This window comes from Streptomyces sp. NPDC015220 (genome assembly GCF_043079345.1).
Classification (GTDB): Bacteria; Actinomycetota; Actinomycetes; order Streptomycetales; family Streptomycetaceae; genus Streptomyces.
This window is the reverse complement of record NZ_JBIBUK010000007.1, coordinates 83,122-95,605: the sequence shown is the minus strand read 5'-3', so window position 1 is coordinate 95,605 and position 12,484 is coordinate 83,122. Positions and strand designations below refer to the sequence as shown.

The following is a 12,484-nucleotide window of genomic DNA, read 5'->3' as shown; positions in this document are numbered from 1 at the left end:
CCCCGAAGGCCCGAACCGCCGGGACCGGGCGGTGGACAGCCCGGACGGCCCCGGCTCCGGCCGCTCCGGTCACCCGGATCACCTCGCCTGCCGGGACCACTCGGGTCACCCGGATCCGACGGACCCACCGGACCACTCGGATCATCCGGATCATCCGGATCACCCGGGCGGGGGCGGCGGCTCCGGCCGGCCGGACACCGAACTGCTCGCCCGGGTCTTCCTCAGCCGCGTCGTGGAACCCGGGGACGCGACCGGCGGACGTTGGCTGCGGCTACTGGGGGCCGTGGAGGTGGCCCGGCGGCTGCGGGACGGCGGCCCGAGGCTTCCCGGCGTGTCGCACGAACGGTGGGCCGGACTGTGCGCACGGGCCGCGCGGGCCGACCCCGAGCGGGACCTCGCCGCGGCCCGGGACGCCGGCGTGCGGTTCGTACGTCCGGGCACCGCCGAGTGGCCCGCCCAGCTCGACGACCTGGGGGACGCCCGCCCCACCGGACTGTGGGTGCGCGGCGGGCCCAGCCTGCGGATGTGGGCACTGCGTTCGGTCGCCCTGGTCGGCGCCCGGGCCTGCACCGAGTACGGGGCGCACGTCGCCGCGGACCTCGCCGCCGGCCTCGCCGAACGCGGCTGGGTGGTGGTGTCGGGCGGCGCCTACGGAGTCGACGGCGCGGCCCACCGGGGCACGCTCCACAGCGGCGGCGCCACCGTCGCCGTCCTGGCCTGCGGCGTCGACCGCCCCTATCCGCGCGGCCACACCACGCTGATCAACAGGATCGCCGAGCAGGGCCTGGTGATCGGCGAGCTGCCGCCCGGTGACCATCCGACCCCGAGCAGGTTCATCGTCCGCAACAGGGTCATCGCGGCGCTCACCCGCGGCACGGTGGTCGTGGAGGCCGCCCACCGCAGCGGATCGCTGGTCACCGCACGGGCGGCGCAGCGGCTGGGCCGGCACACCATGGGCGTTCCGGGCCCCGTCACCAGCGCGCTCTCCGCCGGCGTCCACGAACTGCTGCGCGACGGGGCGACACTCGTCACCGACGCCGCGGAGGTCGTCGAACTGGTCGGCGACATGGGCGAGCTGGCACCCGACCGGCACGGCCCCGTGCTCCCGCGCGACCTGCTCGAACCCGACGCCCGGCAGGTTCTGGCGGCGCTGCCGGCGCACGGCACGGTGACCGCGGCCGCCGTCGCCCGGGAGGCCCGGACGACGGCGGACGACGCGATCGCGCGACTGTACGAACTCCGAGCGCTTGGCTACGTCGAGCGACACGGCGAGGGATGGAAGTTGACACGCCAGGCGGTGATCTCCGCCCGAGCGGGCCGCCACGGGTGTTGACCGAGAGTGTTCGGCCGTCCGGGGGAACGCCGACACCCGTGGAAATTCACGCGGTTGAGCGTTCCCCTTGTCACCCTCAGTGACAGGGGTGACCCGGGGGGACGCCGTGCGGAACGTATCTGCGCACGCTCCGCACCCCGCCGTTCGCGCACCGCGACACTCCAGTCACGCTACGCTCACGTGGTTCCGACGCTGATACCCCGACCACCGAACCGCAACCGACCGAGACCGACAGCTCATCCAGACACCCCAGACGCCCGCACTCCACGGCAGAACGGCACAAGGCGACGAATGCCCCAGCACACCTCCGGGTCAGACCGGGCGGCGCTCCCTCCAGCCGCCCGCGACGGTGGCAGCGCGCGGCCGCCCGCTCCCTCGACTCTCGACGAGCTGTGGCGGTCGTACAAGGCGACGGGGGACGACCGGCTGCGGGAGCAGCTCATCCTGCACTACTCGCCGCTGGTGAAGTACGTGGCGGGACGGGTGAGCGTCGGTCTGCCGCCCAACGTGGAACAGGCCGACTTCGTGTCCTCCGGCGTGTTCGGGCTCATCGACGCGATCGAGAAGTTCGACATCGACCGGGAGATCAAGTTCGAGACGTACGCGATCACCCGCATCCGGGGCGCGATGATCGACGAACTGCGCGCGCTGGACTGGATTCCCCGCTCGGTGCGGCAGAAGGCCCGGAACGTCGAGCGGGCCTACGCGACGCTGGAGGCCCGGCTGCGGCGCACCCCGACCGAGACCGAGGTGGCCGCCGAGATGGGCATCGCGGTGGACGAACTCCACGCGGTGTTCAGCCAGTTGTCGCTGGCCAACGTGGTCGCCCTGGAGGAACTGCTGCACGTCGGCGGTGAGGACGGGGACGGGCTGAGCTTCATGGACACCCTGGAGGACACCGCCGCCGACAACCCGGTGGAGGTGGCCGAGGACCGCGAGCTGCGGCGGTTCCTGGCCCGGGCGATCAACACGCTTCCCGAGCGGGAGAAGACCGTGGTCACGCTGTACTACTACGAGGGCCTGACGCTGGCCGAGATCGGCAACGTGCTCGGTGTGACCGAGAGCCGGGTCAGCCAGATCCACACCAAGTCCGTGCTCCAGCTGCGCGCCAAACTGGCGAGCTTCGGGCGCTGATCCGGCCGTGGTCGCTCCCGCCCCGGGTGACGCGTCCGTAAAGTGTTTGACGTGCCAAGGATTCGAGCGGCCTCCGTGGCCGAGCACCGGTCGATGCAGCGAGCCGCCCTGCTGGACGCGGCCCGGACCCTGCTGTCCGAGGGCGGGACGGAAGCCCTGACGTTCCCGGCCCTGGCCGAACGGACGGGGCTGGCGCGGTCGTCGGTGTACGAGTACTTCCGGTCGCGGGCCGCCGTGGTCGAGGAGCTGTGCGCCGTCGACTTCCCGGTCTGGGCGGCGGAGGTCTCGGTGGCGATGGCGGCCGCCGACGGGCCGGAGGCCAAGGTCGAGGCGTACGTCCGCAAACAGCTCGAACTGGTCGGGGACCGGCGGCACCGGGCGGTGGTGGCGATCTCGGCGAGCGAGCTGGACGCGGGGGCGAGGGAGAAGATCCGGGCCGCGCACGGCCAGCTCGTCGCCATGGTCGTCGAATCCCTGACGGAGTTGGGCAACGGCCGGCCCAGGTTGGCGGCGATGCTGCTCCAGGGCGTGGTGGACGCGGCCGTGCGGAGGATCGAGATGGGCGCCGAGGAGCCCTCGGACGTCGCCCGGGAAGCCGTGCGGATGGCGCTCCGCGGAGTCCGCGGCTGAGACCGGCCGAGACCGCCGGGCGGCGGCCGGGACCGGCCGCCGCCCGGCGGATGGTGTTCGCGGTGCGTGCGCCCCGCGTCGCCGGCCCCGTCCGTGGCGCCAGGTCGGGCCACCAGGGCCGGTGCCGTCAGGTCCGTGCAGCCCCGTCCGGGCCGTCAGCTCCGTGCCTCCGGCCGTGCGCCCCTGCCCACGCGCCCCCTCCGGGTCGGCCGCCCGCCTCACCCGGGCTCTACGAGCCGGAGGGCCCGGGGCAAGGGCGCCCCGGGGACCGGCAACAGTCTCGACGGGGCCGGGTTCAGCAGCCGGGGCGGCAGGAGCAGCAGCGGGTCCAGGTAGGTCCCGCCGCGCAGCAGGCCCCAGTGCAGGCATCCGCTCCCGCAGTGGGAGCCGGACGCCTCCACCGTTCCGATCACCTCGCCGGCGGTCACCTCCTCGCCCTGACGCACCGTCGCCCGCACCGGCTCGTAGGTCGTCCGCAGGGGAGGGGCGCCCGTCCCCGCCAGCTCCACGGACACCACGCCCCGCCCCGCCACGAGTCCCGCGAAGGACACCCGGCCCGCCGCCGCCGTCCGTACGGGGGCACCCGGCGGCACCCCCAGGTCCACACCGCGGTGACCGGGCCCGTACGGCGTCGCCGGCGGTTCCCAGCCGCGCAGCACCGGTGGGCGTGTCCCCACCGGCCACACGCGGCCCACGGCCGGCACCGCCCCGTCGGCCGCCTCCCGCCCTGCCGGAGCGCCCGGGGCGCCGGGATCGCCCGGATCGGCCGGAGCCGCCGCCCACGCCGTCCGGGCCACCGGAGCCGCCGGCTGGGCCGGGACGCCGCCGCCCGCCCACGCCACCGGGGCCAGGACGGCCGCAGTAAGGCCCAGCGGCGGCCCGAGCCGCCTGCTCACACATCGTTTCCCGCGCATCCGGAACATGCGTCCACGGTGCCGCGACCCCGCCGTCCGCGGTCCGGTCCTGTGGACAACCCGCCGGTTGTGGAGAGCGGCGTCACCCGGCGCCTTCCGGGTCCCGTACACTTCTCGTGGCGACCCGGGTCACCGGGTCGACTTCGCACGCCCCGACACACAGGCCGGCAACGGTCGGTGTCAGCGCCCCTCGGTCCTTCGTGGCACGGCGCACCGCGGGCGTCAGGCGCGGGAGCCGTCCGGCATCCGCGGCACAACCGAGAAACTCAAGGAGTACGGCCATGGCCGTCGTCACGATGCGGGAGCTGCTGGAGAGCGGCGTCCACTTCGGTCACCAGACCCGTCGTTGGAACCCGAAGATGAAGCGCTTCATCTTCACCGAGCGCAACGGCATCTACATCATCGACCTGCTCCAGTCGCTGTCGTACATCGACCGCGCCTACGAGTTCGTCAAGGAGACCGTGGCCCACGGCGGCACGGTCATGTTCGTCGGCACGAAGAAGCAGGCGCAGGAGGCCATCGCCGAGCAGGCCACCCGCGTCGGCATGCCCTACGTCAACCAGCGCTGGCTGGGCGGCATGCTCACCAACTTCTCGACCGTCTACAAGCGCCTGCAGCGCCTGAAGGAGCTCGAGCAGATCGACTTCGAGGACGTGGCCGCCTCCGGCCTCACCAAGAAGGAGCTGCTGGTCCTCTCCCGCGAGAAGGCCAAGCTGGAGAAGACCCTCGGCGGTATCCGCGAGATGCAGAAGGTGCCCAGCGCCGTCTGGATCGTGGACACCAAGAAGGAGCACATCGCGGTCGGCGAGGCCCGGAAGCTCAACATCCCGGTCGTCGCCATCCTCGACACCAACTGCGACCCCGACGAGGTCGACTACAAGATCCCGGGCAACGACGACGCGATCCGCTCCGTCACCCTGCTCACCCGTGTGATCGCCGACGCCGTCGCCGAGGGCCTCATCTCCCGCTCGCGCGTCGCCACCGGTGACAAGGGCGAGAAGGCCGCCGGCGAGCCGCTCGCCGAGTGGGAGCGCGACCTCCTCGAGGGCGAGAAGAAGGCCGACGAGGCCGCCCCCGCCGAGGCCGAGAAGCCGGCCGAGGCTCCGGCCGCCGAGGCTCCCGCCGCCGAGGCCCCGGCTGCCGAGGCTCCGGCCGCCGAGGGCGAGCAGCAGGCCTGACCCGTCAGCGCCAGCGTTGACGGCGGGAGCGGTGCATGAAGACCGCTCCCGCCGTTCACCCGTAGCTCAGCGGCGCGTCAGCGGGCCCCCGCTTCATGGGCGGTGGGGACCGCAGGCCCCCTGATCTTCGATCTTCCAGACTTCGAGAAAGATTCACAGACTCATGGCGAACTACACCGCCGCCGACGTCAAGAAGCTCCGTGAGCTCACGGGCGCCGGCATGATGGACTGCAAGAAGGCGCTGGACGAGGCCGAGGGCAACGTCGAGAAGGCCGTCGAGGCGCTGCGCATCAAGGGCCAGAAGGGCGTCGCCAAGCGCGAGGGCCGCTCCGCCGAGAACGGCGCCGTGGTGTCGATCCTCGCCGACGACAACTCCTCCGGTGTCCTCGTCGAGCTGAAGTGCGAGACGGACTTCGTCGCCAAGGGCGACAAGTTCCAGGCCGTCGCCAAGGCCATCGCCGAGCACGTCGCCAAGTCCTCCCCGGCCGACCTCGAGGCCCTGCTCGCCTCCGAGATCGAGGCCGGCAAGACCGTCCAGGCGTTCGTGGACGAGGCCAACGCCAACCTCGGCGAGAAGATCGTCCTGGACCGCTTCGCGCAGTTCTCCGACGGTTTCGTGGCCGCGTACATGCACCGCACGATGCCCGACCTGCCCCCGCAGATCGGTGTCCTCGTCGAGCTCGACAAGCCCAACGCCGAGGTCGCCAAGGGCATCGCCCAGCACATCGCCGCGTTCGCGCCGAAGTACCTCTCCAAGGAGGACGTGCCGGCCGACGTCGTCGAGTCCGAGCGTCGCATCGCCGAGGAGACCACCCGCGCCGAGGGCAAGCCCGAGGCCGCGATCGCCAAGATCGTCGAGGGTCGTCTGAACGGGTTCTTCAAGGACGCCACGCTGCTCGGCCAGCCCTACGCGCTGGACAACAAGAAGTCGGTCCAGAAGGTTCTGGACGAGGCCGGTGTCACCCTGAAGCGCTTCACGCGCATCAAGGTCGGCATCTGAGACCGTAGTCCGTACCGCGACGGACGCCCGACCCCGATAGGGTCGACAGCAGTCGTCCACGACGCCCGCGTATGCCGCCGCGCACACGCGTGTGACGGACGACAGCAGATCTGACGAGGAGGCCATTGCCGAGCATGGGATGCGAAACACGCCCCACCGGCAATGGCCTTCTTCGCATGTGCACCACGTAACAGAGGCGGGATCTCAATGACCACCAAGGCCCAGAAGAGCGACGACGGCAAAGTGACCGGCCGGTTTCTGCTGAAGCTGTCCGGAGAGGCATTCTCCGGCGGCGGGGGCCTGGGCGTCGACCCGGACGTGGTGCACGCCATCGCCCGCGAGATCGCGGCCGTCGTGCAGGACGGCGCCCAGATCGCGGTCGTGATCGGCGGCGGCAACTTCTTCCGCGGCGCCGAACTCCAGCAGCGCGGCATGGACCGCGCCCGCTCGGACTACATGGGCATGCTGGGCACCGTGATGAACTGCCTCGCCCTCCAGGACTTCCTGGAGAAGGAAGGCATCGACAGCCGGGTCCAGACCGCCATCACCATGGGCCAGGTCGCCGAGCCGTACATCCCGCTGCGCGCCGTGCGCCACATGGAGAAGGGCCGTGTGGTCATCTTCGGCGCCGGTATGGGCATGCCGTACTTCTCCACCGACACCACCGCCGCCCAGCGCGCCCTGGAGATCGACGCCGAGGCGCTGCTCATGGGCAAGAACGGCGTGGACGGGGTGTACGACTCCGACCCGAAGGCCAACCCGGACGCGGTGAAGTTCGACGCCCTCGGCTACGGCGAGGTCATCACGCGCGACCTGAAGGTCGCCGACGCCACGGCGATCACGCTCTGCCGCGACAACCGGCTCCCCATCGTCGTCTTCGAACTCCTGACGGAGGGCAATATCGCCCGCGCCGTCAAGGGTGAGAAGATCGGCACGCTTGTGGGTGACCAGGCCGACCGGGACTGACCCGGGACCGACCGCCCCGGCCCGGTCCGGGACCGGACGGGACCATCGGTGCCGGACCGGGGCCGGCCGGCCGGGTCACCCGTTCAAGGCACGACACCGTCCGGGACGCGGCACCTGTCCGGGGGACGGGCGGGGCGGACCTGGGCCGGGGGATGGACAATGTCCTGCCGGTCGGGAACCGTGCAGGAAGAAGACGCGACGCAGCCGGCCGTCGGCCCCGACAAGGAACCGCGGCCGGGCCTACTCAAGACACGCAGGAGCAAGTGGTGATCGAAGAGACCCTCCTCGAGGCCGAGGAGAAGATGGAGAAGGCCGTCGTGGTCGCCAAGGAGGACTTCGCCGCGATCCGCACCGGCCGTGCGCACCCGGCGATGTTCAACAAGATCGTGGCCGACTACTACGGCGCGCCGACGCCGATCAACCAGCTGGCTTCGTTCTCCGTGCCGGAGCCGCGGATGGCGGTCGTTACCCCGTTCGACAAGAGCGCGCTGCGCAACATCGAGCAGGCGATCCGGGACTCGGACCTGGGCGTCAACCCGAGCAACGACGGCAACATCATCCGGGTGGTGTTCCCCGAGCTGACCGAGGAGCGCCGCCGCGACTACATCAAGGTGGCCAAGGGCAAGGCCGAGGACGCCAAGGTGTCCATCCGCTCGGTGCGCCGCAAGGCCAAGGACGCCATCGACAAGCTGATCAAGGACGGCGAGGTCGGCGAGGACGAGGGCCGGCGTGCGGAGAAGGAGCTCGACGACACCACCGCGAAGTACGTCGCGCAGGTGGACGAGCTCCTGAAGCACAAGGAGTCGGAGCTGCTCGAGGTCTGATGAACGACTCTTCCTGGGGAGCGCCGCAGCAAGTCGGGTACTGGGGACCCGTGGACGGGCCGTCCGGCCAGGGCCCCGTCCCGGGGGCCGCCCCCGCGGGTCCCGCGTACGATGCGCAGGGCGCCCAGCAGACTCGCCCCATGCCCATCGTGCCCGAGGTGCCCGCACACGGCGGAAACCAGGATGACGACCGGGGGGCCGTCCGGACGGGCGGCCCCTTGTTCCGCGACGAGACCGCACAGCCCCACGGCACACCGCATCCGCAGTCCTACGCACAGCACGCGCAGCCGCACCCGCAGTCGTACGAGGCGCCGCAGCAGTACGACGCGCAGCACGCGCGGCCGCAACCGCCGTCGTACGGCATACCGCCGCAGCCGCAGCAGTACGACGCGCCGCAGCCGCGGCCCTACGACACGCCGCAGACGTCGCCCGCCCACGGTGCGGCGTCGCAGAATCCGGAGCCCATGCCCGACGCCCCGCAGCCGGCGCCCGCCCCGCAGAAGAAGAGCGCGGGCCGGGACCTGGGCGCTGCCATAGGAGTCGGTCTGGGCCTCGGCGTGGTGATCATCGCCTCGCTGTTCATCGTCAAGGCCGTCTTCGTCGGCGTGATCGCGGTCGCCGTCGTGGTCGGTCTGTGGGAGCTGACCGCGCGGCTCCAGGAGCGCAAGGACATCAAGGCGCCGCTCGTTCCGCTGGCGGTCGGCGGCGCCGCGATGGTGGTCGCCGGATATGTCCGGGACGCCGAGGGCGCCTGGGTGGCGATGGCGCTGACCACGCTCGCGGTGCTGGTCTGGCGGATGACACAGCCGCCGGAGGGCTACCTCAAGGACGTCACGGCCGGTGTCTTCGCCGCCTTCTACGTGCCGTTCCTGGCCACGTTCGTGGCGATGATGCTCACCGCGGACGACGGCCCGTTCCGCGTCCTGACCTTCCTGCTGCTGACGGTGGTCAGCGACACGGGCGCGTACGCCGTCGGCTGGCGCTTGGGCAAGCACAAGCTCGCCCCGCGCATCAGCCCGGGCAAGACCCGGGAGGGCCTGTTCGGCGCCATCGCCTTCGCCATGGTGGCCGGTGCGCTGTGCATGCAGTTCCTGATCGACGACGGCGCCTGGTGGCAGGGCCTGGTCCTCGGCCTCGCGGTCGCGGCCAGCGCCACCCTCGGCGACCTCGGCGAGTCCATGATCAAACGGGACCTGGGCATCAAGGACATGGGCACCCTGCTTCCGGGCCACGGCGGCATCATGGACCGCCTGGACTCCCTGCTGCCCACCGCTCCGGTGGTGTGGCTGCTGCTGGTGGTCTTCGTCGGCTCGGCCTGAGTCCCGACCGAACGGCGGCGAGCCCCCCACCCGACGGGTGGCGGGCTCGCCGCCGTTCAGGGCGCCGGGCGTGGCTCCGTCCGGTGGCGCACCGGGTCAGTAGCCGGCGCGGTCGCCGCGCCCGCGCTTGCGGCGCTGGTGGTACGGGGTGGCGCAGACACCGGTGGCCGTGGCGAACACGCCGGCCAGTCCGACGTAGACGCCGGCGAGCGCGAAGGGGACCGTGAGCTGCCAGACGGTGAGGCCGAGGGAGGCCAGGAAGCCGGCGGTCAGCACACAGCAGACGATCTTCAGGGAGAGGAGCTGCCGGCGCCTGCGGCGGTCGGCGAGGAGCTCCAGGAACCTACGGTCGACCGCCGCGTCGCCGTCGCTCCGGGTTGTCGAGGCCATGGGAGCGGCGGCCTGTTCATGGCGTCACCTGGCCAGAGCCGTGCCGTTCGGTCCGTCGGCGACTCTCGCGGCGGAGAGTGGCCGAACTGCCTGGGAAAGGGCTGACGCCGAACAGGGGGCACGGCCTGCTCGCGCCGTGCCTCCGGAGAGCCGGCCGGTGCCGCGCAAGACGTAAGTGGCGGTCTCGACGGACGCTGCGGGACCCGGCAGCCGTGGGCGATCCCCGGCTCGGCGAGGCAGCGGCCGGGCCGTCCGTGGACCGCCCGGGGGTGGCCGGCGACGACGGGCTACGACCGGTGACGACCACCACCCGGGACTTCAGCCGCAGGCCACAAGATTTGATCTGCGACACTGGTAGCACCATGCCCAAGCCCGGAGAACTCACTTTCGTCGCCCCGCGCGGAGCCAAGAAGCCGCCGCGGCACCTTGCCGATCTTTCGCCTGCCGAGCGCAAGGAGGCCGTCGCCGCGATCGGCGAGAAGCCGTTCCGTGCCAAGCAGCTCTCGCAGCACTACTTCGCGCGGTACGCGCACGACCCGGAGCAGTGGACCGACATCCCGGCCGCCTCGCGGACCAAGCTGCGCGAGGCGCTGCTCCCCGATCTGATGACGGTCGTACGGCACCTGTCCACCGACGAGGGCACCACGCGCAAGACGCTGTGGCGGCTGTTCGACGGGACGCTCGTGGAGTCGGTGCTCATGCGCTACCCGGACCGGGTGACCATGTGCATCAGCTCGCAGGCGGGCTGCGGGATGAACTGCCCCTTCTGCGCCACCGGGCAGGCCGGGCTCGACCGGAACCTGTCCACCGCGGAGATCGTGCACCAGATCGTGGACGGCATGCGGGCCCTGCGCGACGGCGAGGTGCCGGGCGGACCGGCGCGGCTGTCCAACATCGTGTTCATGGGCATGGGCGAGCCGCTCGCCAACTACAACCGGGTCGTCGGCGCCATCCGTGCCCTGACCGACCCGGAGCCGGACGGGCTCGGCCTGTCCCAGCGCGGGATCACCGTCTCCACGGTGGGTCTGGTCCCGGCGATCCACCGGTTCGCCGACGAGGGCTTCAAGTGCCGGCTCGCGATCTCCCTGCACGCACCCGACGACGAGCTGCGCGACACCCTCGTCCCGGTCAACACGCGGTGGAAGGTGCGCGAGGTGCTGGACGCCGGGTTCGAGTACACCGCGAGGTCCGGGCGTCGGCTGTCCATCGAGTACGCGCTGATCCGGGACATCAACGACCAGGCCTGGCGCGGCGACCGGCTCGGCCGGCTCCTCAAGGGCAGGCCGGTGCACGTGAACCTCATCCCGCTCAACCCGACCCCCGGCTCCAAGTGGACCGCCTCGCGCCCCGAGGACGAGAAGGCGTTCGTCGAGGCGATCGCCGCGCACGGGGTGCCGGTGACCATCCGGGACACCCGCGGGCAGGAGATCGACGGCGCGTGCGGTCAGCTCGCCGCCACCGAGAGGTAGCCGGACCATCGCCGTCCGGTGGCCGGGCGGTAGTCTGAGCGCGTACACATCTTCATATTCCGACAGGGGAGCGCCACAGCGCTGAGAGTGCGGCACCGGCCGCAGACCCTCTGAACCTCGCCCAGGTCATTCTGGGTAGGAAGTTCGGTCATCACTCGAGCTGTTGCGCCCTGCCCGGGCATCCCGTGGGATCCCGGGCGGGGCCGCGTCTCTTCCTGGCCAACCCCCAGGAGGAAAATCCAGTGCACACCAAGACGTTCGTCGCCGTGGCGGTCGGACTGGGGCTGGTCACGCTGTCCGCGTGCGGGTCTTCGTCGAACGACGGGAGCGGCGCGGACTCCAGGACCGTGACCCTGGTCAGCCACGACTCGTGGGCCGCCTCCAAGAGCGTCATCGCGGACTTCGAGAAGAGCTCCGGCTACAAGGTCAGGTTCCTCAAGGACGGCGACGCGGGCCAGGCCGTCAACAAGGCCATCCTCACCAGGGACAACCCGCAGGGCGACGTCTTCTTCGGCGTCGACAACACACTGCTCTCCCGCGCCCTGGACAACGGCCTGTTCCAGCCGTACCGGCCGAAGGGCTCCGACCTGGTCAAGCCCGAGTACCGGGTGGACCAGGCCAAGCACCGGGTCACGCCGATCGACACCGGCGACGTCTGCGTCAACTACGACAAGAAGTACTTCGCCGACCACGAACTGTCCCCGCCGTCCTCCTTCGACGACCTGGTCAAGCCGCAGTACAAGAACCTCCTCGTCACCGAGAACGCCGCGACCTCCTCGCCCGGCCTCGGCTTCCTGCTCGGAACCGCCGCCCGGTACGGCGACGGTGGCTGGCAGGACTACTGGAAGAAGCTCAAGGCCAACGGCGTCAAGGTCGTCGACGGTTGGGAACAGGCATACGACCAGGAGTTCTCCGGTTCCGCCGGCGGCAGGAAGGCCAAGGGCGACCGGCCGCTGGTCGTCTCCTACGCCTCCTCGCCGCCCGCCGAGGTCATCTACGCCAAGCCGCAGCCGAAGACCGCGCCGACCGGGGTCGCGGCCGGCACCTGCTTCCGGCAGACCGAGTACGCGGGGCTGCTGAGCAACGCGAAGAACGCCAAGGGCGGCAAGGCGTTCCTCGACTTCCTGCTCACCAAGGAGTTCCAGGACGACATGCCGCTGAACATGTTCGTCTACCCCGTGCGCGAAGCGGCCCAGGTCCCGCCGGAGTTCACCAAGTACGGCCCCCAGGCCGAGAACCCGCAGACCATGGCGCCGGAGAAGATCGCCGCCGACCGCGACCAGTGGGTCAAGTCGTGGACCTCACTCGTACTCAAGTAGGCCGGGGC

The 12,484-nt window shown here is 71.3% G+C and carries 12 protein-coding genes and 1 riboswitch; of the genes, 10 read left to right on the top strand and 2 right to left on the bottom strand.

Annotated features, from left to right (window positions below):
- Positions 1–202 precede the first annotated feature (202 nt).
- The 3 genes from dprA (at position 203) to ACF061_RS17200 (ending at position 3,097) form a co-directional block, all read left to right on the top strand.
- The gene (gene dprA / locus ACF061_RS17210; protein WP_392267878.1) at positions 203–1,333 is read left to right on the top strand and encodes a DNA-processing protein DprA; all 1,131 of its coding nucleotides are present in this window, start codon (positions 203–205) and stop codon (positions 1,331–1,333) included.
- A gap of 291 nt (positions 1,334–1,624) precedes the next feature.
- Entirely contained in the window at positions 1,625–2,467 is an 843-nt protein-coding gene (whiG, locus tag ACF061_RS17205; protein ID WP_392267697.1) for an RNA polymerase sigma factor WhiG, read from the top strand.
- Positions 2,468–2,542: 75 nt separating this feature from the next.
- Positions 2,543–3,097 carry a TetR/AcrR family transcriptional regulator gene (locus tag ACF061_RS17200; RefSeq protein WP_392267877.1) on the top strand — a complete coding sequence of 185 codons (555 nt, stop codon included), beginning with the start codon at positions 2,543–2,545 and terminating at the stop codon, positions 3,095–3,097.
- 218 nt (positions 3,098–3,315) lie between these two features.
- On the opposite strand, the gene ACF061_RS17195 is transcribed toward ACF061_RS17200, so the two are convergent.
- Complete coding sequence (locus tag ACF061_RS17195) at positions 3,316–4,011, bottom strand: murein hydrolase activator EnvC family protein (protein WP_392267876.1); 696 nt, start codon at positions 4,009–4,011, stop codon at positions 3,316–3,318.
- A 281-nt stretch (positions 4,012–4,292) separates the two neighbouring features.
- On the opposite strand from ACF061_RS17195, the gene rpsB reads away from it, so the two are divergent.
- The 5 genes from rpsB to ACF061_RS17170 all read left to right on the top strand — a co-directional run bounded on the left by rpsB (position 4,293) and on the right by ACF061_RS17170 (position 9,298).
- A complete protein-coding gene (gene rpsB / locus ACF061_RS17190) occupies positions 4,293–5,189 on the top strand; it encodes a 30S ribosomal protein S2 (protein WP_392267696.1) in 897 nt (298 codons plus the stop codon).
- Between the two features lie 163 nt (positions 5,190–5,352).
- Entirely contained in the window at positions 5,353–6,189 is an 837-nt protein-coding gene (gene tsf, locus ACF061_RS17185) for a translation elongation factor Ts (protein ID WP_392267695.1), read from the top strand.
- A 207-nt stretch (positions 6,190–6,396) separates the two neighbouring features.
- Positions 6,397–7,155, top strand: coding sequence for a UMP kinase (gene pyrH / locus ACF061_RS17180; RefSeq protein WP_392267694.1), 759 nt, complete (start codon positions 6,397–6,399; stop codon positions 7,153–7,155).
- A 266-nt stretch (positions 7,156–7,421) separates the two neighbouring features.
- Positions 7,422–7,979: a ribosome recycling factor gene (gene frr, locus ACF061_RS17175; RefSeq protein WP_392267693.1), complete on the top strand. Its 558-nt coding sequence runs from the start codon at positions 7,422–7,424 to the stop codon at positions 7,977–7,979.
- Positions 7,979–9,298 (top strand): phosphatidate cytidylyltransferase, encoded by a 1,320-nt coding sequence (locus tag ACF061_RS17170; RefSeq protein WP_392267692.1) that lies wholly within the window; start codon positions 7,979–7,981, stop codon positions 9,296–9,298. The genes frr and ACF061_RS17170 overlap by 1 nt, the downstream gene beginning before the upstream one ends.
- A gap of 96 nt (positions 9,299–9,394) precedes the next feature.
- On the opposite strand, the gene ACF061_RS17165 is transcribed toward ACF061_RS17170, so the two are convergent.
- Positions 9,395–9,688 carry a hypothetical protein gene (locus ACF061_RS17165; protein WP_392267691.1) on the bottom strand — a complete coding sequence of 98 codons (294 nt, stop codon included), beginning with the start codon at positions 9,686–9,688 and terminating at the stop codon, positions 9,395–9,397.
- 362 nt (positions 9,689–10,050) lie between these two features.
- Here ACF061_RS17165 and rlmN point away from each other — a divergent pair, with 362 nt between their 5' ends.
- Positions 10,051–11,157, top strand: coding sequence for a 23S rRNA (adenine(2503)-C(2))-methyltransferase RlmN (gene rlmN / locus ACF061_RS17160; protein ID WP_392267690.1), 1,107 nt, complete (start codon positions 10,051–10,053; stop codon positions 11,155–11,157).
- A gap of 54 nt (positions 11,158–11,211) precedes the next feature.
- Positions 11,212–11,317: riboswitch (TPP riboswitch) on the top strand.
- 82 nt (positions 11,318–11,399) lie between these two features.
- Positions 11,400–12,476: a thiamine ABC transporter substrate binding subunit gene (locus ACF061_RS17155; protein WP_392267689.1), complete on the top strand. Its 1,077-nt coding sequence runs from the start codon at positions 11,400–11,402 to the stop codon at positions 12,474–12,476.
- Positions 12,477–12,484 lie beyond the last annotated feature (8 nt).

Coding starts and splice junctions, on each gene's coding strand:
- whiG (WP_392267697.1), top strand. CDS start 1,625: ATGCCCCAGCACACCTCCGGGTCAGACCGGGCGGCGCTCCCTCCAGCC.
- ACF061_RS17195 (WP_392267876.1), bottom strand. CDS start 4,011: ATGCGCGGGAAACGATGTGTGAGCAGGCGGCTCGGGCCGCCGCTGGGC.
- rpsB (WP_392267696.1), top strand. CDS start 4,293: ATGGCCGTCGTCACGATGCGGGAGCTGCTGGAGAGCGGCGTCCACTTC.
- tsf (WP_392267695.1), top strand. CDS start 5,353: ATGGCGAACTACACCGCCGCCGACGTCAAGAAGCTCCGTGAGCTCACG.
- pyrH (WP_392267694.1), top strand. CDS start 6,397: ATGACCACCAAGGCCCAGAAGAGCGACGACGGCAAAGTGACCGGCCGG.
- ACF061_RS17170 (WP_392267692.1), top strand. CDS start 7,979: ATGAACGACTCTTCCTGGGGAGCGCCGCAGCAAGTCGGGTACTGGGGA.
- ACF061_RS17165 (WP_392267691.1), bottom strand. CDS start 9,688: ATGGCCTCGACAACCCGGAGCGACGGCGACGCGGCGGTCGACCGTAGG.
- rlmN (WP_392267690.1), top strand. CDS start 10,051: ATGCCCAAGCCCGGAGAACTCACTTTCGTCGCCCCGCGCGGAGCCAAG.